This window comes from Patulibacter sp. (assembly GCF_030655195.1).
In the GTDB taxonomy this organism is placed as follows: domain Bacteria; phylum Actinomycetota; class Thermoleophilia; order Solirubrobacterales; family Solirubrobacteraceae; genus Patulibacter.
Genome location: NZ_JAURWA010000042.1, coordinates 14,616 through 36,519, shown reverse-complemented (window position 1 = coordinate 36,519; position 21,904 = coordinate 14,616). Strand labels below are relative to the sequence as shown.

The window sequence follows — 21,904 nt, the reverse complement described above, 5'->3', positions numbered from 1 at the left end:
GGTCGCTGTTCGACGCGCCCGCGGTCCCGTCGGCGCACGACCACGAGCGGCTGCGCACGACGTTCGCCGACCTCTGCGCGGTCCGCAGCCCGTCCGGCGGGGAGCGGCGGATCGCCGACGACGTCCTCGGGCGACTCCGGCGCCTCGGGCTCCGGGTCGAGGAGGACGACACGGCCCCCGTCCTCGGGGGCGACGCGGGCAACCTGCTCTGCCGGATCCCGGCGGCCGGCGGCACCGCGGAGGACCCCGACTGCGGCGGCACGGCCCCGTGGGTCCTCCTCTGCGCCCACCTGGACACGGTCCCCGTCGGGGCCGTGGTGCGGCCGGCGTGCGTCGACGGCGTCTGGCGCGACGCGGGCGGCGGGGTGCTCGGCGCCGACAACAAGGCTACGGTCGCGGCCCTTCTCGTCCTGGCCGAGATCCTGGCGCTGCGTCCCGTCGGGGCCGCGGTCGAGCTGCTCCTGACCGTCCAGGAGGAGCCGCAGCTCCGCGGGGTCACCGCGATGGACCACGGTGTCCTGCGCTCCCGGACGGGGGTCGTCGTGGACCACCCCAGTCCGCAGGGGGGCCTCGTCGTCGGCGCGCCGGGGCACGTCCGCTTCGAGGCGCACCTCACCGGACGGGCTGCCCACGCCGGGATCGCCCCGGAGCAGGGGCGCAGCGCGGTCGTCGCCGCCGCGCGGGCCGTCCTCGCGCTGCCCGCCGGGCGGCTGCCGGACGGGAGCACCGTCAACGTCGGTCTCGTCGAGGGGGGCGCGGGAGCGGGTGTCCCCGGCGCACCCGTCGTCACCAACGTCGTCCCCGCGCACGCCCGGCTCGTCGGCGAGATCCGTGCCCCGGACGACGACGCGCTCCAGCGCACGGTCGACGCCTGCGAGGCCGCCCTCCACGACGCCGTGCACGACCCCTCCGGTCCCGTCGACCTGGACCTGACGCTGGAGACCCGCTTCCGGCCCTACGCCCACGCCGCGTCCGCACCCGTCGTCCTGGCGGCGGAGGCGGCACTGCGGTCCGTCGGTCTGACCCCGCGGCCGTTCGCCGACGCCGGTGGCAGCGACGCGAACGTCCTGAACGCCCGCGGCCTGCCGACCGTGAACCTGGCCGGCGGCAACCGCGGGGCGCACGAGGCGGGGGAGGCCGTCGACGACGTCGACCTGGGCCGGACCCTCGACCTGCTCGCGGCGGTCGTGCGCGGCGTCGCGGTGTAGGGCGGGCCGCGACGCGGTCCAGGCCGCGACGGCGTCGGCCGCACCCCCGGTCAGGGCAGGAGCAGGAGATCCGTGAAGCCGACCGGACCGGTGTAGCGGTCCGCGAGCTCGGCGACACGTTCGGCGGGCAGGTCGCGCGGGGGTCCTTCGAGGAACGGCGGACCCAGGTCGACGACCGTCCGGAAGGAGGACGCGATCAGTCCGTGCAGCGTCTCGAGGCCACCTGCGCGGCGCAGACCGTACGGCCAGTACTCGATGGAGACGGGGATCCCGGCCGCGAGGACCGAACGGGCCCCCTCGAGGACCTGGGCCTCGTGGCCCTGGACGTCGATCCACATGATCGCGACGTCGGAGAGGTCGACCCGGCCGTCCGAGACCAGGCTGTCCAGGCGATGCGCCGGGACCCGGACGACGGTCCGCTCCGCCTCGCCCATGGCGTCACCGTGGGACCGGGGGTCGCCCACCCGGACGCGGTGGTCGCCGCCGTCCTCGCCCGAGAGCTCGAACTCGACCTCCCCGTCGGTGCTCGAGAGCGCGGCCTCCACGATCTCCACCCGATCGGCGAGACCGTTGGCCACCACATTCTGGTGGAGCAGCCGGAGGTTGCCCGGCTCGGGCTCGAACGCGACGGCGCGGGCGGCCCCGAAGCGGGCGACCGCGTAGACGCTGGTGGTCCCGATGTTGCCGCCGACGTCGAGGACCGTGCGGCCGGCGAGGGGCTGCGTCGTCCCCACGCGCTCGCCGAGCACCTCCACGAGACGGTGCATCGCGCCCTCGTCGAAGCCCCTGTGGGCGAACGTCACGCGGCCGATCACGTCGTCCCCCGTCGACACGAGGAAGCGGACGCCCTCCGCGTCGACGGCCAGGACGGGGGTGAAGCGCTTCGCGATCCGGAAGAAGTACTCCCGGACGAGTTGCTCGCGCCGCCCACGGTGGTTCAGCACCAGCTTGGCGAGCGTCTTGAGTTCCTGGACGAGAGCGGCGATGGGGCGGCAAGCTACTACGGACCGGCCAGCGATGGAAGGGTGCACGGGGGCCGGGACCGCGCCCGTGCGCCACCGACCGCCCGCGGTCCGGATGCGGCGTACACCCCCGGACGGCACCCCCGACCGGCGATTCGTTGTCACGCCGGTATCAGATGAATGTCTGTTTCATGCGTACACCGAGCCCGAGGCGTCGACTGCACGGAACATGGGTCTCGCTGTACTCCGGACGCTCGTCCGCTCCTGGCTGGTCGTCGCGGCGCTCTGCCTGATCGGCCCCGCGACCACGCAGGCCGCGGCTCCGCCGCTCAAGGGCGTCGCGGTCGACGTCCTCTACGGAGAGTCGGACGCGGACACGCAGCTCCAGCTCGACCGCGCGCGGAGCCTCGGCTCGAACGTCGTGCGTCTCAGCGTCAACTGGTCCGGACTGGAGCCGTTCCGGAAGGGCGAGTACGCCCAGTGGTACCTCGACCGCCTCGACCGTGCCGTCGACGGCGCCGCGCGTCGCGGGATGGGCGTCGTCATGACCCCGGTCTCCACCCCCTGCTGGGCCTCCTCCGCCCCGGCGAGCATGCGCCGGCAGTGCGCCGGTGCCGACTGGGACACCGGTGCCGTGCAGTGGGCGCCGAGCCGCGCCTCGGACTACGGCGACCTGGTCGGCATGCTCGTGCGTCGCTACACCACGCGCCTGACGGCCCTCGAGGTGTGGAACGAGCCCAACCTCCCCGAGTTCCTCCGCAACCCCCGTCCGGCCCAGGTCTACGTCGGACTGCTCCGGGCCGCCTCGGCGGCGAGCCGCAAGGCCGATCGTCGCGTCCAGGTGCTGGCCGGCGCGCTCTCGGGCTCGGACACGGCGTTCCTCGGGGAGATGTACGCCGCCGGTGCCAAGGGCCTCTACGACGGCCTGTCGGTGCACCCCTACAACGGCGACCGGGCGCCGGAGGTCCTGCTGGAGGCCCGGTGGATCGCGGCGTCGTTCGTCCAGGGCGTCCCTGCGGTGCGCCGCCTCGCGCTCAGCCGGCGCGACTCCAGCCCGCTCTGGGTGACCGAGTTCGGCTACAACACCTCGACCACCCGTGGCGTGGACCAATGGTCCGACGGCATCAGCCCGGACGACCAGGCGGCGTGGCTCTCCCGCTCGGTCGCGATGCTGGGCGCCCTGCCGTACGTCCGGACCGCGACGATCTACCACCTCCGGGACCGCGGCTCGAACCCCGCCGCGGCCCAGGACAACTTCGGCCTCCTCACCCGGAGCTACGCCCCGAAGCCCGCCTACGCGGCCGTCCGCGCGGCGTTCGCCGGCTCCCGGACGCCGGTCGCCGCCCGGACGCGTGCCGCGCGGGCCAGGGCCGCACGCGCCAGGGCCGCCAGGGACCGGGCGTCGCGGCGGCAGAAGGTCGCGGCGGTCGCCGGGTCCGTGGGGTCGACGCAGCGATCCTGGGTCGACGGCTGACCGAGGGGACAGCGAGGGTCGTCGGCCTCCCGCCGGGACCTGTCGCTGCTCCTTCGGCACCGGAGCGTTCCGGCCGGCAGGGACGTGTGGCGGCCCGGATCGACCTGTCCGCGTCCCGTTAGGGCCGGGGACGTGTCCTCGCGAGGCGCGCCCCGAAGCCTTCGTGGGCTACGCGGCACCAGAACATGTACCGCGTCGGTCCGGCGTAGTGCCGCAGGACGGTCCGCGCCGGCCGCGCCGCCTCGCGGTACTGCAGGTAGTCGTCGCCCCGGATGACGTACCGGTCGGGGTCCAGCGGCAGACCGCCGGCGTCCTGCATGGCGAGGTGGACGACGCCCTGCTCGATCCAGGCGCCGTCGTCCAGCCGGTCCAGCGCGGCCAGGCGACCCACCGCGTCGGTCCAGTCGAGCCGGCCGTGCAGGACGACGACCCCGGTGTTCGTCGGCGCCGTGCGGCGATCGGGGTCGACGATGCGCCCGTCCAGCACGTCGTAGCAGTCCAGCTGGTACCGGGGGGCGGCCTCCGCCCCGGCGAGGTCGACCTCGAGATCAGCCGCCCCGATGTCGAACAGGACGTCGGAGTCGACCATCAGCGTGGCGCCCAGGACCGGCAACGACGACATCACCGCGAGCTTCTTGCCCAGGGGGTGCGCCGCGGCGAACGCCGCCACCGCCGGATCCGGATCGGACGCCACGTCGTCCCAGTCGCGGACCCGCACGCTCGGATGGAGCCTCCGCAGCAGCGCGCGGCCGGCGTCGTCGTGGCTGCCGTCGGAGGCGACGGTCCACGACCGCGGGCGTCCCCCGTGGCGCAGGAGGCTCCGGATGCTGGCGACCTGCTCGGGCAGGTCGCGCTGCGACGAGAAGGACCACAGGTCGACGGGCAGGTCGGCGTCCCGGACCTCGGTCGAGGTCGCGGTCCGCTCGAGCCCGGCGACGTAGGCCCGTCGCGCGAGCGCGCCCTCCACGTAGCCGGCGACGCATCCGGGATGGCGCAGCAGCGCGGCCCGCTCGCGCAGGCGGGGCCCGGAGGACCGGGGGGCGGCGGGCGGCAGCCGGGGCGGATGGAGTCGCGGGTCGTCGACCGCGAGGGTCGGACGCGCTCGGGGATCGTCGGTCATGACACGGAGCGGCGCACGAGGACCTGTCTGACAGCGCGGAAGTCCGCCGGGAACAACGACCGCTCCGCCAGCACCAGGACACCCGCGTAGACGGCCATGGCGACGGGCAGGACCGCCAGGGCGTCCCCGAGCGCGAGGACCGCGGCGACGGCGGCCGCGGAGGCGACGAGCGGACCCGCCGTCGCCCGGACCACGAGGACCGGACCCGTCGCGCGACGGGCGAGCACGAACAGCAGTCCGGCGGTCAGCGCCATCGAGAGCGACATCGCCAGGGCGGCGCCGTCCTCGGCGTGCGGGGGCACCAGGGCGAGGTTCAGGCCGGCGTTGCACGCCGCCCCGACGAGGAGCCCCGCGACGACGGCGCGCTGACGGCCCAGCGCGGCGAGCACGTTGCAGGTCATCGTGAACGCTCCGGTGAACAGGATCGCCGGGGCCAGGAGCTGCAGACCCGACACCGCGTCGACGTACTGCGGTCCGTAGACGAGCTCGATGATCGGGTCAGCGAACAGGGTCAGCGCCAGCACCATCGGTGCGGTCGTCACGACGAGGACCTTGAGCACCCTGCCGTACGCGACGCCCATCGCGGCCCGGTCGTCGGGCCCGATGCGGGACAGCATCGGGAACGCGGCGAAGGCGAACGTCGCGACGACGAAGAGGCAGCTCTCGAACAGGCGGTAGCTCGCGCCGTAGAGCGCGACGGCGGTGGCGGGCTGCAGCAGGCCGAGGATGATGACGTCGAGCCTCGAGAGCGCCGCCCCGAACACCGACGAGAGGCCCAGACCGAACGAGTCGCGGAGGACGGCGCGGGCACCGGCCGCGCTGCGTCGCCCGTGCGGCACCGCCCCGATGCGGAGGGCACGGGACAGGGTGAAGAGCAGGCCGATCGTCGCGCACGCGATCCAGATCAGGGCCACGACGACCAGCCCGGCGCCCTGCGTCAGGGCCGCGATCCCGAGGAACGCGGTCGCCGAGCGCTGGAGCAGCTGGCCCTGGGCGATCGGCCCGGTGCGCTCCACGCCCCGGAGCACCGCGTGCACGCTCATGGTCACCAGCTCGATGAGCGTCGCGAGGCCGAGGAGCGCGGTCCCGATCACGACCTGCCGGTCGTACCCGCCGATCGCGGCGACGCCGACCACCGCGGCGATCACGAGGACGCCGAGCCCGACCTTCGTGGTGACGGAGTCGCGGAACGCGTCGCCGGCGGCGACGTCGCCGCGGGCGACGAGCTTCGTCGTCGTGAAGTCGACGCCGAAGCCGGCGACGAGGACGAGCAGCGCGAGCGACGCGGCGGAGGTGAAGTCGCCGAAGTCCTGCTGTCCGAGCTCCCGCGCCATGACGGCGTAGAGGACGAGCATGGCGACCTTGCTGCCGGCCTCGCCACCGGCCTGGATCACCGAGTTCGCGGCGATCCGCCGCGCGCCCGCGACGCCGCCGTGGCCGTCCGCGTCGGTGGCGGGGATGCCGGTGACGTCGCCGGGGGCTCCCGCGACCGCGGCGGCGGGAGCGCCCGCGACGCTGCTGGGCTCGTCGGCCATCGCCGGCTCAGGCTCGGCCGGAGGCCGGGGGGTCGTCCGGGTCCTCGGCCGCGACGGCGTCGAGGATGTAGTACGACGCCAGGTTCGGGTGCGCCCCGGACGCCGCCCACTCCTCGTACAGCAGGTAGGCGGCCCGCAGCGCGGGGGAGAACGAGAAGTACCAGCCCGCGGTGAACACCGGGACCACCGTCGCGCGGCCCCACGCGGTCTCGCCGACCGTCGTCAGCTCGTCGTAGGTGCAGTGGTCGTAGTGCGCGCGGAACACGGTCTCGGGCTGCCGGCCCAGCAGCCGGTGCATGAGCAGCTTCGCGGCGGAGTGCGGGACCACGCGGTTGAGGACCGAGCCGATCGACCACGAGCCGGCGAGGTAGCCGAGGAACCTGCCGCCCGGTCGCTGGTAGCGGCCCAGGTTGTGCAGGGCCAGCGGGACGTTCTCGACGTGCTCCATCGTCAGCCACGAGAGGACGAGGTCGAACTGGCCGACGAGGTCCGGCTGGAGGACCGTGATGTCGGCGACCCGATGGTCGTCGTAGGAGCCCGGGGGAGCCTTCAACAGCTCGTCCTCCTCGACGTCCAGACCCACGTACTCGACGCCCGGCGGCCGATCCTCGACGGGGACGACGGGCAACGACCCCGCTCCGACGTCGAGGATGCGGATGCCCGGGCGCAGCGACTCGGCGAGCAGCCGGTCGAAGGGCACCCGCCAGGAGTCGGTCGCGTACCGCACGGGCAGACGACCGCGCAGCGACTCGCGCACGATCCTCCCCGCGTGGCGGCGCGGACTCGACCGCTCGGCCCCGGGCAGCCAGACCTCGATGTCGAGGTGCTCGGCGAGGGCCAGCGGATCGTCCTGGGCGGCGGCCGGGACGGTCCGCCACGGGTCACGGGACACGGAGATCCTCCGATCGGGGACGACGATGGGCGACGAGCCCGAGGTGCGTGGCGCATCCCGCGAGCACGAAGACGGCCACGGCGATGTTGAAGTTCTCGAGGGGGTAGTCCACGAGTCCCTGGACCGCCAGGGCGACGAACGAGGCCCCGAGCCCGAAGGCGAGCGCGCGGTCGAGCTCCGCCCTGGCGCTGACCGCGCGGCGGATCGCCGCGACGAGCCCCACCGAGAAGGCGACCAGGCCGATCAGGCCGAAGATCCCGAGCTCGACGAGGATCGTGAGCGCGATGTTGTGGGCGTGCGTCGTCACGCCACCCGTGATGGGGATCCCGTACTGGACGGAGTAGTCGCGGAACTCGAGCGCGCCGACGCCGAGCAGCGGGCGGTCGGCGACCATCCGCGGGACGGTGCGGTAGACCTGGCCCCGCGGATCGGTCCCCGCCTCGCTCGACGTCCCCGAGATCCGGGAGACGATCCTGTCGGCGTCGACGGAGGACGTCAGCGGGTTCGCGCCGACGATGCTCAGCACGACGAGCAGCAGGACGCCGGCTCCTGCGGCGCGACGGAACGGCCGCCAGAGCATGAGCACGAGCAGGCCGACCGCCAGGCCGAGGAACGCGCCGCGCGACAGCGTGAGGCTGAGCCCGAACGTGGCGCACAGCAGGGCGACGGCCATCGGCGGCCGCCACAGGACCGGCCCCTTCAGGAGCAGCGCGAGCTGGCACGGGATGGCGAGGGCGAGGAAGATGCCGAGCCCGTTGGGACTGCCGAAGCTCCCGGCGGCCCGCTCGCCGATGGCGGGGTCGTAGAGGACCGGTCCGGTGGCCGGCGCGACGGCCGCGAGGAGCCCGACGAGTCCGCCGCACACCGCGAAGGCCAGGATCACGCGTCGGACGTCCTCGGTCCGCGGGGCGGACACCAGCGCGTTGAAGAGCAGGAGGCAGGCGCCCCAGTTGACGACCTGCCTGAGGGGATACGACGGCTGCGGCGCGAACAGGACGCCCGTCCCGCTGGCGATCACGAGGATCGCGAGCCCGACGCCCACGGTCGTCGGGACGACCGCCAAGGGACGGGTGGCCCACCACCGGGCCCCGGCTCCCACGGCGGTCAGCAGCAGCAGCCCCTGGGCGGGCGAGATGGCCCCGCCGGCGGCGAACGTGTCCAGGGGGATGGCCAGGACGGCGACCGCCAGCGCGGGGAGCGGCCGCGCGAACGCGAAGCCGAGCCACACGAGGGCGAGGACGCCGCCGACCACGAGGACCGGCGACCCGGAGGCCGCGACCGCCAGCCCGAGCAGGGCGGCGACCGCCAGCAGCCCGACGGCGAACGTCGATCCGTCGGGGATCCGCGGGGTGCGGGGTGCGAGGCGGGCCGGGGCGCTCAACGCGACACGACCCCGCCGTTCCGCTCAGGCGCCGGCGGGAGCGTACGCATGGGAGTAGGCGTAGTAGGCGAAGCCCTCGTCGCGGGCGTCGGTCAGGACGATCCCCGTCGGGCGGTCCGGCAGCCGCCCGAGCACCTCGACGGCCGCAGCGGCCTGGTCGCGGGTCGTCTGGCCGCGTCGCAGGCAGAGCAGGACGGCGGCGGCGTGGGGCACGATCTCGAGGGTGTCGCCCACCGGCAGCAGCGGCGGGGTGTCGATGACGACGTAGTCGTAGGCGGCCGAGACCTCGGCGACGAAGGTCCGGAAGCGCTCGCTCGCCAGGAGGACCGCCGGGTCGGGCACCGATCGGCCGGCCGCGATGCAGACGAGCTCCCCGCCCTGCGCCCCGCCGGGCACGGTCTGGATGATGTCCTCGGGCTCCGCGAGGCCCTGCAGGTAGTCCGAGAGGCCGGGCTCGGCCTGCAGACCGAAGCGCGACGCCACGGTCGGGCGCCGCAGGTCGCAGTCGACGAGGAGGGTCCGCCGGCCGGATGCCGCCTCGACGTGCGCGAGGAAGGTCGAGACGGTCGACTTGCCCTCCTCGGGCAGCGGGCTGGTGACCACCACGACCTGGGCCCGGGCGTCCGCCAGCTGGAAGCCGACGTTCGTGCGCAGGATGCGGAAGGCCTCGAGGTGCTCGTCCGACAGGGCCTCCTTGCCGCCCGTGGCGGACGGGCTCTTCCCCAGGGCGTCGCCCTTGATGGTCCCGAGGACCGGCCGGTCGACGAGCCCGCGGACGTCGGCGACGTCCCGGATCCGGCGGTCCAGGGCCTGGCGGAGGAAGACCGCGACGAGCGCGAGCACGAGACCGAGGACCAGGGCGAGGACGCCGTTGCGCACCGGCCGGGGCGACGTGGGGCTGTCGGGGCGCTCGGCGGCCTCGACGACGTCCACGGGCCGCGCGAGGCGTGCGAGGCCCTGCAGGCGCGTGATCTGCTGCAGGTAGGTGGCCTGGGTGACCGCGTCGGCCCCGTCGCCCAGTCGCGCGGCGGTCCGCTGCAGGTCGCGCGCGGCAGCGGTGTACCGCGCGCTCGTCTGCTGCGCGATCAGGTCGCGGGACTCCGCGGCGAACGCGTTGGCGAGGTCCGTCGCGAGCTGCGCGGTCCCGGCCTCGGCCGTGATGTCCACCAGGTTGCTGGCCGGCTCCACCACGGCCTGGATCTTCGACTGGAGCTCGGAGGCCGGGGTGGTGAGCCGGAGCTTCGCCCGCACGCGCTCCGCGACCTCAGCACCGGTGATCGTCGTGGCCTGCGCGGCCGCGGCCTTCTCGGGCGTCGCGGCCGGGGCGGCGGGCGTCCCGAGCGCCTGGAGGTCCTGGCTCTGGTCGTTGAAGCCGACCTTCGCGACCGCCGTGTAGGTCACCTGACGGGTCAGGGAGAACACGACCGACGCCACGAGGGCGACGATCACGATCCCGATGATCAGCGCGCGTTGGCGCCGCAGGACGTCGAGGTACTCGCGAAGCGGTACGGAATTCGGTGACTCGTCCACAAGTGTGACCTCGGTCGAACAGGCGCGTACGCTACCAGCGGCGCCGGGGGAGCCAGGGGAATATCGCCCCGGTGGCCGGATCCCCCTCGCGGTGCCGGTCGGGCCCCCCTCCGCGGGACGTCGGCTCCACCGGACCGCTCCCGGCGGATCCCCCGGTCCGCGGACCCCGCCGCGGAGCGGCCCGGGCCTCGCGGCGCGCCGCGCCCGCCGCTACCGTGGCCGCATGTCGACCCCACCCGACCGCCGGTTCGAACGCACCGGCGGCACCACCCTCCACGACGGACGGGTCGTGCACCTCGTCGAGGACACCTTCCGGTACGCGGACGGCGCGGAGGTCCGCCGCGAGATCATCCGCACGACGGGCTCCGTCGGGATGCTCGTCCACGACGGCTCCGACCTCCTGCTGACCCGGCAGCCGCGCGAGGCGATCGGGCGGTCCGACAGCCTCGAGATCCCCGCCGGCCGTCTGGACAGGCCCGGGGAGGACCCGGCCGACTGCGCGCGGCGCGAGCTGACCGAGGAGGTCGGGTTCGCCGCCGCGAGCCTGCGGCCGATGCTGACGTTCCAGCCGTCCGTCGGGATCCTCGACGAGACCGCCCACCTCTACGTCGCGTGGGACCTGACGGCGCAGCGCACCGACAGCGGGGAGGACGAACGGATCGAGGTCGTCCGGTGGCCCGTCGGCGACCTGGAGGGGGCGCTCGAGCAGGTCTCGGACGCCAAGACGATCATCGCGCTGCAGTGGGCGATGATCCACGGCCTGCCCGGTGTCTGACGGGGTAGCATGCGGCCCGCCGCGCGACGTGCGTGCACCGCAGACATGAACCCCCGAGCGTCCCTCCGCGACCCCCGCCGTGCCGCGACCAGCTGAACCGGTCCGTGCTCCGGGGACGTCCGGCGCGCCCGTCGCCGACGCCCCGGTGGCGATCGTCCACGACTACCTGAACCAGTTCGGCGGCGCCGAGCGCGTCGTGCTCGCCATGAGCGCGCTCTGGCCCGACGCACCGATCCACACCTCGCTCTACCGCCCCGGGTCGGTCTACCCGGAGTTCCGGGCGCGCGACGTGCGGACCTCGTGGGTGGACCGGCTGCCCGTCGACGAGCGGTTCCGCGCCCTGGCACCGGTGCTGCCGTCCGCGATGCGCTCGCTGGGCGTCCTGCGCAACGACCTCGTCGTCTCGAGCTCCAGCGGCTGGGCGCACGGCGTGCGGACGGCGCCGGGCAGCACGCACGTCGTCTACTGCTACACGCCGGCCCGCTGGCTCTACCCGCGCCTGACGGGCGGCGAGCGGCCCCACCCGGCGGCCGCGCTCCCGCTGCGCGCCCTCCGTCGCTGGGACCTGGGGAAGGCGCGCCTCCCGGACGGGTACATCGCCATCTCGCGGCTCGTGGCGGACCGGATCGCCGCCGTCTACGGCCGCCGGAGCGACGTGGTCTACCCGCCGGTCGACACGTCCGCCTTCACGCCGTCGCCGCCCGGGACCCGGCTGCTCCTCGTCTCGCGGCTGCTCCCGTACAAGCGGGTCGACGTGGCGATGGCCGCGGCGCAGGCGGCCGGCGTCGGGCTCGACATCGTCGGCACCGGGCCGCTCCTGGAGCCGCTCCGGGCCGTGGCGCCGAAGGGCGTCGTCCTGCACGGACGGGTCGACGACGCCACGCTGCTGGAGCTCTTCGCGTCGTGTCGTGCCGCGATCCTGCCGGGGCAGGAGGACTTCGGTCTCCTGCCGCTCGAGGCCAACGCCTCGGGCAAGCCCGTCATCGCGCTGGCCGCCGGCGGGGCCCTCGAGACGGTCGTCGACGGGCGGACGGGGTTCCTCTGCCCCGAGCCCACGGCCGACGCGTTCGCCGCGTGCATCCGGCGGCTCGACGACCTCGACGCCGACCCCGCGGTCTACGCCCGACAGGCCGAGCGCTTCTCCGCCGAGGCGTTCGGCCGCGAGCTGACCGCGGCGATCGACCGGATCCGCGACCGGCGGGACGCCCCGCACACCTCGCGACACGGTCGCGGCGGGACCGGGGCGGGCGGCCCGCGGTGACGGGACGGGCATCCCGCGGGCCACGCCCGGTCCGCGTCGCGTTCGTCGCGCCGAGCGCGGTGCTCGGGGGCGCCGAGGCCGTGATGACGGGGGTCGTCGACGCCCTGGGCGACGGCTGGGTCGCGGGGGTGGTCGTCCTGCAGGACGGACCGCTGGTGTCCGCCCTGCGCGGGGCGGGCCGTCGGGTCGCGGTCGTCCCCGCGCCGCGCGGGCGGGGCCTCCCCGGGGCCGCGCTCCGCCTGCGCCGGGCGCTGCTGGCGCTCGACGCCGACGTGGTGCACGCGAACGGGATCAAGGCGGCGCTGCTCTGCGTCCTGGCCGGACCGGGGTGCGGGCGGATCCTGTGGATGAAGCACGACACCACGGGGGACGTCCGGCTCTCGCGGCTCGTGGCGCTCGGCTGCGCGGACGTCGTCGGGGTGAGCCGCACCGTGATGGCACCGTTCGCGCGACGGCGCCGGCGGGCCGGCGTCGTCCGCAACGGCATCCCCGAGCGCACCGTGGACCGCGCCACCGGTCGCGCCCGCGTGCTCGCCGCCCTGGGGCTCGGCGGACCGGACGACGCGGCGGACGGGGCGGGGGAGGACCCCCGACACGACGCCGGGGGCGAGGCTGCGCCCGAGGTCCTCGTCCTCGTGGGCCGGATCGCGCTGGGGAAGGGCCAGCTCGAGCTCGTGGCCGCGCTCCCGCGCATCGTCGCGCGCCGGCCGACGGTCCGCGTCCTGCTGGTCGGCCCGTCGGACCCGGCGTTCCCGGGTCTCGACGAGGAGATCCTCCGCGCGGCCGAGGTGACGGGCGTGGGCGACCGCGTCGTGCTCACCGGGCACCGCTCCGACGCGGTCGAGCTCATCGCGGGCGGCGACGTGCTCGTGGCCCCCAGCGTGCGCGACCCCGGTGGGTGGCGCGAGGGGTTCGGGCTGGCGGTCGCCGAGGCCATGCAGGCCGGGACGCCCGTCGTCGCCTACGACAGCGGGTCCCTCTCCGAGGTCCTGGGAGACGCCGGGGAGATCGTCCCCGAGGGCGACCGCGACGGCCTGGCCGACGCCGTCGTCGCGCTGCTGGAGGACCTGGACCGCCGGGCCGCGCTGGCCGCCCGTGGCCGTCGCCGGGTGCGCGACGAGTTCCCCGCATCGGCCTCGATCGACGGCCTCCGCGCACGGTACCTTCACCTCGCCAACCCCCGTCGACGCCGTCGACGCCGTCCCACGGAACAGGACCAGACATGAACAGAACGGCCGCCCTCCGGCACGCCGCCAGGCGCCTGGGCCTCCGCGCCGCGCTCCAGCGCACCGGCGGCGCGCTCGGGTTCGACGTGGTGCGGCGCGACTTCTACAGCCCGGTGCCCGACTGGCGGGCCGAGCCCCCCGCCCGCTGGAGCACGCCGAGCGCGATGCCGGGCGTCGCGTTCGACCTCGACGCACAGCGCGCGACGTTCGAGCAGGACCTGGCGCCCCGGTTCCCCGAGTTCACCCCGCCCGTCGAGCCGGGGGCCGACCCTGCGGAGTACCACTACGCCAACGGGTTCTTCGGTCCGCTGGACGCCGACGTCCTGCACGCCGTCATCCGCTGGGCGGCGCCCGGTCGGGTCGTGGAGCTGGGGTCGGGGCACTCCACGACGGTGATCGCCGCCGCGGCCGCCAAGAACGCCGCCGATGGCTCGCCGCTGCGCCACGACGTCTACGACCCGTTCGCGCGGGAGGAGCTCCGGACGGCCATCCGGGCCAGCGCCGACCTGCACCTCGTGTCGGCGGTCGACGTGCCGCTCGCCAGGTTCGAGGAGCTCGAGGCGGGCGACGTCCTGTTCGTCGACACGACCCACACCGTGAAGCTCGGGAGCGACGTCAACTTCGTGATCCTCGAGGTCCTCCCGCGGCTGCGCCCGGGCGTCCTCGTCCACATCCACGACATCTTCCTCCCGTGGGAGTACCCCAAGGCGTGGTTCTCCGACCTCGAGGTCTACTGGGCCGAGCAGTACCTGCTGCAGGCCTACCTGTCGGGCAACGACCGCTACGAGGTCGTCCTGGGGAACGCCGCGCTGGCCCGGGAGCACCCCGACGTCGTGGCGCGGGCGGTGCCGCAGATGGCGCACGCGTTCAACCCCGGATCCATGTGGTTGCGGGCCCGATGAGCGTGGGGGACGGCGGATCGCCCGTGACGGCGGCGGTCCCGCGGGACGAGACAACGGCCGACGCCCCTCCGGTCGGGCGGGGCGGGACCGCACGGCGCATCGGTCGCCTCCTCGCCCGGGGACCGCTCCGGCCCGGGCAGTTCGACGACGCCCGGCGCATCGCGCAGACGCCGGTGCTCCGCGCCCTGGTCGCGGGCGGCCCGGGGGTGACGGGCGCCGTGCTCGACGCGGGGTCCGGTCGGGACGGCCTGTACGACGCGTTCCTCGCGGAGCAGCGCGGCGTCCGGAGCGTCGCCCACGTGGACCTCGACCCGCCCGCCGGCGACGATCGTCCGGGGCACACCCAACACCGCGCGTCCCTGACCGACCTGCCGTTCGACGACGCGTCCTTCGACAGCGCGGTGTGCTTCGAGGTCCTCGAGCACATCGAGGACGAGCGCCGGGCGGCCACCGAGCTCGCACGGGTCGTCCGGCCGGGCGGCACGGCGCTCGTGAGCGTGCCGATGCCCCCCGCGCCGTTCGATCCCGCCCACGTCCGGGAGGGCTACGCCCCGGCGCAGCTCGACGCGCTCCTGCGCGACGCGGGCTTCACCGTCCTGGCGCGTGGCACCTGCATGTACGGGCTCCTGCGGGCGCTGATCGCGGTCTGGCGCCTCCAGGGGCGCGTCGTGTTCGGCGACCCCACGGTGGGCTACGTCCCCGCCGGCGTGGTGCGCCTCGTCGCCCATCTGGACCGGCGCCTGCGACTCGGGCGCCCCTGGGATCTCGTCGTGCTGGCGCAGCGGACGGACGGTCGCTGAGGCCTCCGGATCGCGCTCGCCCACCGACCTATACTGCGACGCCCCACCGACCGACACGGGAATCCGATGGCCCCCACGTTCTGGGAACTCTTCACCGCCGACTACCGCGCGCTGTACCGGGACCGGGGCGACTCGCCCCGGAAGAGCCGGCTCGCCTTCCTCCCGCGCCTCGTGACGAACCCGTCGCTCCACGCCGTGCTGCTGTACCGGCTGGCGAACGCCTCCCCGCGGTACCTGGGGTGGTTCTGGCGGCAGGTCCTCGTGTCGAAGCACGGCATGGACTGGACCGGTCACATCGAGATCGGTCCGGGCCTCCGGCTGCCCCACCCGATGGGGATCCTCATCGGGCCCGGCGTGCACCTGGGGTCGGAGGTGCTGATCTCCCACAACGTGTCGATCGGCGGGGACGCCCACGGCCGGGCACCGAGGATCGGCGACCGGGTCGCCATCTACCCGGGAGCGATCATCATCGGCAACGTCACGATCGGCGAGGGGTCCATCGTCGGCGCAGCGAACTTCGTGACGTCCGACGTCCCGCCGAACTCGGTGGTCAAGCGCGGCGTCGTCGAGCCGATGCGCGAGTCGTCGTTCTCCCGTGAGGTCGACCGCACGCCCTGACGGCGAGCGGCGTCGGCCGTGACGCGGCGGCTACGGCGTCCCCGGTCCCGGCGTCGGGGCCCCGGCGTCCGCCGCACCAGGGGTCGCGCCACCCTGACCGAGCGCGTCCTCGTAGAGCCCCAGCCCGACGTCGGGCCGGACCGCGCGGCGGACGCGGAGGACGTGGCCGACCCACACAAGCGGCATCGCCACCCGGAGCCAGACCGGCGTCACGGGGTCGCGGCGGATGCGTCGGCGCATGCCGGCGAGCCACAGCCGCTGGTCGGGGTGGTCGAGATGCCCGAGGCTCAGCGAGTCGCCGTGGACGCGGTAGAGCCGGCCCTCCGCGCGAAGCATCCGCACCCGTCCGCGGATGGCGAGGTGCGTCGACAGCGACCAGTCCTCGAAGAACTCGATCTCCTCGGCGAACCCGCCGGCGTCCTTCGTCGGCGCGGTGCGCAGCAGCGCCGGTCCCGTCGTCGTGAACGGGTTGAGGACGGTCGAGATCAGGGCGAACAGCCGCCGCCGGTTGCACAAGCGGTACATCGGGTCGCGGGGCCACGGCCAGATCTCGCGGGGGCCGCCCTCGGGCGTCCAGGTCCGGCTCTGCGCCGTGACGGCCACGGTCCCCGGGTCCGCGTCGAGGACGGACATCAGGCGCGTCAGCGTCCCCGGGAGCATCAGGTCGTCCGCGTCCCAGAACATGACGTACGGCGTGCGGACCGCCCACAGGCCGGCGTTGCGTGCCGCACCGACGGCTAGGCGCTCCGGCAGCCGCAGGACCTCCGCCCCGACCGGTGCGGGCACGGGCTCGTCGGCGGCGTTGTCAACGAGGAGCACCCGGACCGGGACGTCGTCCTGCAGCACCGTCGCCACGGCCTCGGGGACGTACGCGGCGTGGGCGCCCCAGACCGGGATCACGACGGTGATCCGGGGGGTCGTCGAGGCGTCGTCCGGCCGCTCGTGGTCCGCTGGTGCGGGCGTCTCAGCCCCTGTCGGTGCCATGTCGGCGCATCCTACGTCCGTCGGGGCGTGGTCGCACGTGCACGAGCGACGAGCACCCGGGGAGCCTCACGGCGTCGTCCCGCGCCCGCCGCTCGAGGCGAGGCTCCGTTCGAGGAACGCGTTCTGCGTCTCGCCCGCCTTCGCGAGCTGGTCCGCGTCGACGGTGGAGTGCACGAACGGCGCGGACCCTGCCCCGAGGACGACGAGCCGACCGGCGGGCAGCGCGCTCTCGAGCCGGCGCACCTGGGCGATGGGGACGTACCGGTCGTTCTCCGCCGCGATCTGGAGGACGGGCATCCGCAGCGTCGACGCCACGGCGCTGGGGCTGTACCTGCGCAGGCCGTCCGCACCGAACGCGCGACGCGCCCACCCGGCGGTCGGGGCGCCGGGCGCGTCGCGGGCGAGCGCGGTGAGGTCGGTCGGGGCCGCCTGGCTCACGACGCACGCCACGTCGGGGCGTCGCGAGGCGACGAGGAGTGCGAGGTGCCCGCCGGCCGACTGCCCGAAGAGGCAGACGCGGTCGTTCGGGAACCGCTTCCGGGTCTGGTCGTAGCGGGCGAGGAGGTCGCGGAACCCCTGCGTCCCCGCACGGTAGTCGGGCGAGACCGTGATGAAGCCGGACTCCTGCAGGAAGCGCGCCGCGGGACGCTGCGCCCGCATCGTCGCGGGATCCGGACCGGCCCAGCCGCCGCCACGGACGAGCATCACGACGCCCTTCGGGCTCGCACGGTCGTTCGGGTCGGACGGGAGGCCGACCGTCGCGGGCGGGCGCCCGCCCCCGCTCGGGAGCGCGTCGGCCGGCGGGGCGACGTCGTCCTTCGCACCGCACCCGGTCAGCGCGACGGCCAGGGCGACCAGCGGGACGACGGCGACGCCGTTCAGTGCTCTCACGACCCGCAGGATAATCCCCTCGCGCGCGCCCTCGGGACGGTTCGGGGGCGGCGTGTCGCCCTCCGTCGTCAGGACCGGGGGGATCCGCGCCGTCGCACCGTTCGTTGCAACGGGCGGGCGGCCCGTTGCACGCGGCAGGGGGCCGGGCCGGGAGGGCGCATCCAGACGGCGTCCATGCAGCCAACCGCCGCGGCCACCACGCTCCCCACCGTCCAGGGGCTCGTCCTCGACTTCCTGGCGTACCTGGAGTTCGAGCGCGGCCTGTCGCGCAACACCCTCGACGCCTACCGGTCCGATCTGGGCCAGTACGCCCAGTTCATGGAGGCACGCGAGCACGACGTGCTGAGCGCCACGGGTGAGGACATCAGCGCCTTCCTCGACGGCCTGGCCGGGGGCAGCCCGGGCCCCGAGGGCACGGTGCGCAAGCCTGCCGCCGCGGCGACCGTGCAGCGCAAGGCCGCCTGCCTGCGGTCCTTCTACCGCCACGTCCGTCGCGAGGGGCTGCTCGATGCGGACCCGACCGCCGACGTGCGCGGGCCCCAGAAGCGCGAACAGCTGCCGAAGGTCCTGACCCGCGCCGAGGTCGCCAAGCTCCTGGCGATGCCCGGCCGCGACGGCAGCGCCGAGCCGATCGTGCTGCGCGACAAGGCGATCCTCGAGCTGATGTACGCCTGCGGCCTGCGCGCCAGCGAGGCCACGGGTCTGGAGATCGGCGACGTCGACCTGGAGGACGCGATGCTCCGTGCCCGTGGCAAGGGCAGCAAGGAGCGGATGGTCCCGGTCGGACGGCGGGCGATCGACGCGCTCGTGCGGTACGTCCGCGACGGCCGCGGCACGATGGTCGGCGGAGGCAGTGAACGCGCGCTCTTCGTCAACGCGCGCGGCGGGAAGCTCAGCCGGCAGGGGCTCTACAAGATCGTCCAGCGCCACGCCAAGAGCGCCGGCCTCGACGACCGCATGAGCCCGCACACCCTGCGCCACAGCTTCGCGACCCACCTGCTGGCCGGCGGCTGCGACCTGCGGACCCTGCAGGAGATGCTCGGCCACGCCGACATCGCCACGACGCAGATGTACACGCACCTCTCGGCCCAACGCCTGCAGGACGTGTACCGGGACGCGCACCCGCGCGCCCAGCACGCCTGATCGGTCGGTGGGGCCCCGGGGCGCCGATCCACCCGGTGCGCCAGAATCGCCCGGTGGCCTCCGCCCCGCGCACGCCTCGTCGCATCCCGCGGCGCCCGACGTTCGGTCCGCCCGGCGCCCGTCCCGCCGCCGATCGCCGGTCCTGGTTCCGTCTGGGGCCCGCCGCGGTCGTGGTCTTCGCCGTCGCGATCCTGCTGATGCCGCTCCTCGGCGGGGGACGCGAGCGCACGCGGCCCACCGAGATCGTCCGGCCGTCGCCGCCGAGCGGGGGCTTCACGGTGCAGAACATCGGCCTGGGCACCCTGGTCAAGCTGCCGCGCGACCCGTGGACCACGCGCGGGTGCGACGACCGCGGCGCGCTCCCCGACGAGAACCAGCCGTACCTGCGCTGCGTCGTCTCGAGCGGTCCGGGGATCGTCTCGATCTGGATCTACCCCCGCGGCCGGAAGGGGCCGGCGACGCGCGAGGAGCTGCAGGTCGCCCGCCGCGACCTGCTCTCCGCGTCACGTCAGCGCGAGGCGAGCTTCGTCCGCAAGGCCGCGGTCGTGACGCGCTACGACGGGCTCCCCGCGATCCAGGTCCGTGGGACGGCGAACGTCCTCGGTCGCCCGCGCACGATCCGCTCCACCCACGTCTTCGTCGGTGGGCGCGAGATCGTCATCGACGCGTACTCCACGAACTCGTCGTTCCGCCGCATCGACGAGACCGTCTTCCGGCCCGTGCTGCGCTCCCTGACCATCGCCCCGGACTGGCGCCGCGTCCGCGCCCAGGACGAGGTGCCCGGCGACGGCCGGTGAGCGGGCCGGACCGCCCGTCGACGGCCCGTCGTGCGTTCGTCGTCGTGCTCGACGCCTGCGGGGTGGGTGCCCTGCCCGACGCCGCCGACTACGGGGACGCCGGCTGCGACACGATCGGCCACCTGGCGCGACTGGAGGGCGGCCTCGACCTGCCGGTCCTCGGCGGCCTCGGCCTGGGGCACCTGACCGCCGTGCAGGGCGTCCCGCCGTCGCCCCGGCCCGCCGTCCACGGACGGCTCGCCGCGATCGGTCCGGGCAAGGACTCGATCTCCGGCCACTGGGGCCTCATGGGCGTCGCCGCCCCCGACGAGCTGCCGAGCTGGCCGACCGGCGTGCCCGCCGACGAGCTCGGCCTGATGGGCCGGGCCGCCGGCCTGCCGCTCCTGAGCGGTGCGGTCAGCGACGGTCTGCGCGCGCTGGACCGCTGGGGGCCGGAGCACCTGCGCAGCGGTCGGCCGATCCTCTACACGTCGTCGGTGGACTCGGTGCTGCAGGTCGCCGCACATGCCGACGTCCTCGCCGAGGGGGAGCTCCACGCGCTCTGCCGCCGGCTCCACACGGGCCTGCCCGACGCCTCGCGCCCCGCACGCGTGATCGCCCGGCCGTTCACCGGGCCTCCCGGGGCCTTCCGCCGCACGGGCGGTCGGCTCGACGTCGCGACCCCCGCACCGTCGCGGTCGCACCTCGACGAGCTGCGCGACCGCGGCGTCCCGGTGCACGGCGTCGGCAAGGTCGTCGACGTCTTCGCGGGCCGCGGCTTCGACGCGACCACCCCGGCGTCGACCAACGCGGCCGGCATCGAGGCGGTCGACGGGCTGCTCGACGCGCTCCCCGGCGGACTCGCGTTCGTCAACCTCGTCGAGACCGACGACCGCTACGGCCACCGCAAGGACACCGCCGGCTTCCACGCGGCCCTGCGGGGCGTCGACGCCGCGGTCGGCCGGTGGCTGCCGCGGCTGCGGCCCTCCGACCTGCTCGTCCTGACCGCCGACCACGGCGTCGATCCCGCCGCGCCCCACGCCTTCCACACCCGCGAGCACGCGCCGCTGCTGGCGGTGGCCGCCGGTCCCGACGGTGCCCCGCTGAGCTCCCGGCACGACGGGACCCTGGCCGACGTCGGGGCGACCGTCCTGCACTGGCTGTCGGGCGCCGGCACCGACCGGGTGCCGGGTCGCTCGTTCCTGCCGGACGCCGCCCCGGTCCCCGGCGGCTGAGCCCGCCCACCCGCTCCACGAGGCGTCGCCCGTGCCCGGTCCGTACCGTCGGAGGGGTGCCCGAGCTGCCCGAGGTGGAGACGATCACGCGGCAGCTGCGGCCGCACCTCGAGGGCCGGATCGTCGAGGGGCTCGAGATCCTCGACCCCCGCTGGTGCGACCCGGACGACGTCGCGGGCACGGAGGCCGCCCTCGTCGGACGACGGATCCTCGCGCTGCAGCGCCGCGGCAAGCACCTCGTCTGGCGGACGGACGCCGGCACCCTCCTGCTGCACCTGCGCATGACCGGCACGCTGCTCGTCGGCGCCGCGGACGACGTGCCCTACCAGCGGGTCGTCCTGACGCTCGACGACGGGACCGTCGTGCGTTTCTGCGACCCGCGCCGCTTCGGGACGGGGCGGTTCTTCGCCGACGACGCCGCGGCGGCCGCGTACCTGGACGACCGCCTCGGTCCCGAGCCCCTCGGCGACGCGTTCGACGGCGCCGCGCTGCACGCCGCGGTCCGGACCCGCCGGTCCCCGATCAAGGCGCTCCTGCTCGACCAGCTGGTCGTCGCGGGCGTGGGCAACATCTACGCCGACGAGGCGCTGTTCTTCGCGCGCGTCCACCCGCAGCGGCCGGGGGACCGGCTGACCCGGTCGCAGTGCGCGCTGCTCGCGGAGGGCGTGCGGGTGTCCCTGGAGCACGGGATCGCCTCGGGCGGCGCGACGATCGACGACTTCCGTCACGTCGACGGCGTCGAGGGGTGGTTCCAGAACGACTTCGCGGTCCACCGGCGCGCGGGCCTGCCGTGCCCGGCCTGCGGCGCGCCGGTGATCAAGCGCGTCGTCGCGGGACGGGGGACCTACAGCTGCGACCGCTGCCAACCGCGCCCTCGGGCGCGGCGGCGGCCGGCGGCGGGGTGACCCGGGCGCGGCCCGGGTCGCGGCTCAGGCGCCGACGAGCTCCTTGAGGCGACCGGACTTGTCGGCCGCCGACAGCTCGTCGAACCCGCCGACGAGCTGCTCGTCGATGAGGATCTGCGGGAACGTCATCATCCCCGTCTTCTGCGCGAGCTCGGCCCGCGTCTCGGGATCGCGCCCGAGGTTGACCTCCTCGTAGGGGAGGCCCCGCTTGTCGAGCAGCGCCTTGGCGCGGACGCAGAAGGGGCAGGCGTTCGTGGTGTAGACCGTGATCGAACTCATGACTTCA

21 protein-coding genes are annotated in these 21,904 nt (G+C 75.0%); 12 read left to right on the top strand and 9 right to left on the bottom strand.

Annotation, left to right across the window (positions count from 1 at the left end; all coding sequences use genetic code 11):
• Positions 1-5: 5 nt before the first annotated feature.
• Positions 6-1,208 carry a M20/M25/M40 family metallo-hydrolase gene (locus tag Q7T67_RS04625; RefSeq protein ID WP_304786490.1) on the top strand — a complete coding sequence of 401 codons (1,203 nt, stop codon included), beginning with the start codon at positions 6-8 and terminating at the stop codon, positions 1,206-1,208.
• Between the two features lie 50 nt (positions 1,209-1,258).
• Here the strand turns inward: Q7T67_RS04625 and Q7T67_RS04620 are convergent, their stop codons facing one another.
• Complete coding sequence (locus Q7T67_RS04620) at positions 1,259-2,239, bottom strand: FkbM family methyltransferase (protein WP_304786474.1); 981 nt, start codon at positions 2,237-2,239, stop codon at positions 1,259-1,261.
• Between the two features lie 160 nt (positions 2,240-2,399).
• Between Q7T67_RS04620 and Q7T67_RS04615 the strand changes: the two genes are divergently transcribed.
• A complete protein-coding gene (locus Q7T67_RS04615; protein WP_304786472.1) occupies positions 2,400-3,644 on the top strand; it encodes a cellulase family glycosylhydrolase in 1,245 nt (414 codons plus the stop codon).
• Between the two features lie 118 nt (positions 3,645-3,762).
• On the opposite strand, the gene Q7T67_RS04610 is transcribed toward Q7T67_RS04615, so the two are convergent.
• Genes Q7T67_RS04610 through Q7T67_RS04590 form a run of 5 tightly spaced genes read right to left on the bottom strand, consistent with a single transcriptional unit; the run spans position 3,763 to position 10,102 of the window.
• The gene (locus Q7T67_RS04610) at positions 3,763-4,764 is read right to left on the bottom strand and encodes a hypothetical protein (RefSeq protein WP_304786470.1); all 1,002 of its coding nucleotides are present in this window, start codon (positions 4,762-4,764) and stop codon (positions 3,763-3,765) included.
• The gene (locus Q7T67_RS04605; protein WP_304786468.1) at positions 4,761-6,299 is read right to left on the bottom strand and encodes a flippase; all 1,539 of its coding nucleotides are present in this window, start codon (positions 6,297-6,299) and stop codon (positions 4,761-4,763) included. The genes Q7T67_RS04610 and Q7T67_RS04605 overlap by 4 nt, the downstream gene beginning before the upstream one ends.
• 7 nt (positions 6,300-6,306) lie before the next feature.
• Positions 6,307-7,191 carry a bifunctional 2-polyprenyl-6-hydroxyphenol methylase/3-demethylubiquinol 3-O-methyltransferase UbiG gene (locus Q7T67_RS04600; protein WP_304786466.1) on the bottom strand — a complete coding sequence of 295 codons (885 nt, stop codon included), beginning with the start codon at positions 7,189-7,191 and terminating at the stop codon, positions 6,307-6,309.
• Positions 7,181-8,572, bottom strand: coding sequence for an O-antigen ligase (locus Q7T67_RS04595; RefSeq protein ID WP_304786464.1), 1,392 nt, complete (start codon positions 8,570-8,572; stop codon positions 7,181-7,183). The genes Q7T67_RS04600 and Q7T67_RS04595 overlap by 11 nt, the downstream gene beginning before the upstream one ends.
• A gap of 24 nt (positions 8,573-8,596) precedes the next feature.
• Positions 8,597-10,102: a polysaccharide biosynthesis tyrosine autokinase gene (locus Q7T67_RS04590; RefSeq protein WP_304786462.1), complete on the bottom strand. Its 1,506-nt coding sequence runs from the start codon at positions 10,100-10,102 to the stop codon at positions 8,597-8,599.
• 223 nt (positions 10,103-10,325) lie between these two features.
• Here Q7T67_RS04590 and Q7T67_RS04585 point away from each other — a divergent pair, with 223 nt between their 5' ends.
• From Q7T67_RS04585 to Q7T67_RS04560, 6 genes are all read left to right on the top strand, one after another.
• Complete coding sequence (locus Q7T67_RS04585) at positions 10,326-10,877, top strand: NUDIX hydrolase (RefSeq protein ID WP_304786460.1); 552 nt, start codon at positions 10,326-10,328, stop codon at positions 10,875-10,877.
• A gap of 145 nt (positions 10,878-11,022) precedes the next feature.
• Entirely contained in the window at positions 11,023-12,138 is a 1,116-nt protein-coding gene (locus Q7T67_RS04580) for a glycosyltransferase (RefSeq protein ID WP_304786458.1), read from the top strand.
• An 83-nt stretch (positions 12,139-12,221) separates the two neighbouring features.
• Positions 12,222-13,364 (top strand): glycosyltransferase family 4 protein, encoded by a 1,143-nt coding sequence (locus Q7T67_RS04575; protein ID WP_304786456.1) that lies wholly within the window; start codon positions 12,222-12,224, stop codon positions 13,362-13,364.
• Positions 13,361-14,266 (top strand): class I SAM-dependent methyltransferase, encoded by a 906-nt coding sequence (locus Q7T67_RS04570; protein WP_304786454.1) that lies wholly within the window; start codon positions 13,361-13,363, stop codon positions 14,264-14,266. The genes Q7T67_RS04575 and Q7T67_RS04570 overlap by 4 nt, the downstream gene beginning before the upstream one ends.
• Entirely contained in the window at positions 14,263-15,066 is an 804-nt protein-coding gene (locus tag Q7T67_RS04565; protein ID WP_304786452.1) for a class I SAM-dependent methyltransferase, read from the top strand. Before Q7T67_RS04570 ends, Q7T67_RS04565 begins: the two co-directional genes overlap by 4 nt.
• Positions 15,067-15,132: 66 nt before the next feature.
• A complete protein-coding gene (locus Q7T67_RS04560) occupies positions 15,133-15,684 on the top strand; it encodes a serine O-acetyltransferase (protein ID WP_304786450.1) in 552 nt (183 codons plus the stop codon).
• Positions 15,685-15,714: 30 nt separating this feature from the next.
• Here Q7T67_RS04560 and Q7T67_RS04555 read toward each other — a convergent pair whose 3' ends face one another.
• Both Q7T67_RS04555 and Q7T67_RS04550 read right to left on the bottom strand, forming a co-directional pair.
• Positions 15,715-16,668, bottom strand: coding sequence for a glycosyltransferase family 2 protein (locus Q7T67_RS04555; protein ID WP_304786448.1), 954 nt, complete (start codon positions 16,666-16,668; stop codon positions 15,715-15,717).
• Between the two features lie 66 nt (positions 16,669-16,734).
• Positions 16,735-17,559: a S9 family peptidase gene (locus Q7T67_RS04550; RefSeq protein WP_304786446.1), complete on the bottom strand. Its 825-nt coding sequence runs from the start codon at positions 17,557-17,559 to the stop codon at positions 16,735-16,737.
• A 174-nt stretch (positions 17,560-17,733) separates the two neighbouring features.
• Here Q7T67_RS04550 and xerD point away from each other — a divergent pair, with 174 nt between their 5' ends.
• From xerD to mutM, 4 genes are read left to right on the top strand one after another with little or no spacing between them, the layout of a single operon-like run.
• Positions 17,734-18,702 (top strand): site-specific tyrosine recombinase XerD, encoded by a 969-nt coding sequence (gene xerD, locus Q7T67_RS04545; protein ID WP_304786444.1) that lies wholly within the window; start codon positions 17,734-17,736, stop codon positions 18,700-18,702.
• Positions 18,703-18,755: 53 nt separating this feature from the next.
• Positions 18,756-19,499, top strand: a complete 744-nt coding sequence (locus Q7T67_RS04540; protein ID WP_304786442.1) for a hypothetical protein — start codon at positions 18,756-18,758, stop codon at positions 19,497-19,499.
• Positions 19,496-20,713, top strand: a complete 1,218-nt coding sequence (locus tag Q7T67_RS04535) for a phosphopentomutase (RefSeq protein ID WP_304786439.1) — start codon at positions 19,496-19,498, stop codon at positions 20,711-20,713. Before Q7T67_RS04540 ends, Q7T67_RS04535 begins: the two co-directional genes overlap by 4 nt.
• Before the next feature lie 56 nt (positions 20,714-20,769).
• On the top strand, positions 20,770-21,618 hold the full coding sequence (gene mutM, locus Q7T67_RS04530; protein WP_304786437.1) for a bifunctional DNA-formamidopyrimidine glycosylase/DNA-(apurinic or apyrimidinic site) lyase: 849 nt from the start codon (positions 20,770-20,772) through the stop codon (positions 21,616-21,618).
• 24 nt (positions 21,619-21,642) lie between these two features.
• Here the strand turns inward: mutM and grxC are convergent, their stop codons facing one another.
• Positions 21,643-21,897 carry a glutaredoxin 3 gene (gene grxC, locus Q7T67_RS04525; protein ID WP_304786435.1) on the bottom strand — a complete coding sequence of 85 codons (255 nt, stop codon included), beginning with the start codon at positions 21,895-21,897 and terminating at the stop codon, positions 21,643-21,645.
• Positions 21,898-21,904 lie beyond the last annotated feature (7 nt).

What these genes read in the sequence shown, in the direction of transcription:
- Q7T67_RS04615 (WP_304786472.1), top strand. Translation starts at nt 2,400, where the DNA reads ATGGGTCTCGCTGTACTCCGGACGCTCGTCCGCTCCTGGCTGGTCGTC.
- Q7T67_RS04610 (WP_304786470.1), bottom strand. Translation starts at nt 4,764, where the DNA reads ATGACCGACGATCCCCGAGCGCGTCCGACCCTCGCGGTCGACGACCCG.
- Q7T67_RS04605 (WP_304786468.1), bottom strand. Translation starts at nt 6,299, where the DNA reads ATGGCCGACGAGCCCAGCAGCGTCGCGGGCGCTCCCGCCGCCGCGGTC.
- Q7T67_RS04585 (WP_304786460.1), top strand. Translation starts at nt 10,326, where the DNA reads ATGTCGACCCCACCCGACCGCCGGTTCGAACGCACCGGCGGCACCACC.
- Q7T67_RS04575 (WP_304786456.1), top strand. Translation starts at nt 12,222, where the DNA reads ATGACGGGGGTCGTCGACGCCCTGGGCGACGGCTGGGTCGCGGGGGTG.
- Q7T67_RS04570 (WP_304786454.1), top strand. Translation starts at nt 13,361, where the DNA reads ATGAACAGAACGGCCGCCCTCCGGCACGCCGCCAGGCGCCTGGGCCTC.
- Q7T67_RS04565 (WP_304786452.1), top strand. Translation starts at nt 14,263, where the DNA reads ATGAGCGTGGGGGACGGCGGATCGCCCGTGACGGCGGCGGTCCCGCGG.
- Q7T67_RS04560 (WP_304786450.1), top strand. Translation starts at nt 15,133, where the DNA reads ATGGCCCCCACGTTCTGGGAACTCTTCACCGCCGACTACCGCGCGCTG.
- Q7T67_RS04555 (WP_304786448.1), bottom strand. Translation starts at nt 16,668, where the DNA reads ATGGCACCGACAGGGGCTGAGACGCCCGCACCAGCGGACCACGAGCGG.
- xerD (WP_304786444.1), top strand. Translation starts at nt 17,734, where the DNA reads ATGCAGCCAACCGCCGCGGCCACCACGCTCCCCACCGTCCAGGGGCTC.
- grxC (WP_304786435.1), bottom strand. Translation starts at nt 21,897, where the DNA reads ATGAGTTCGATCACGGTCTACACCACGAACGCCTGCCCCTTCTGCGTC.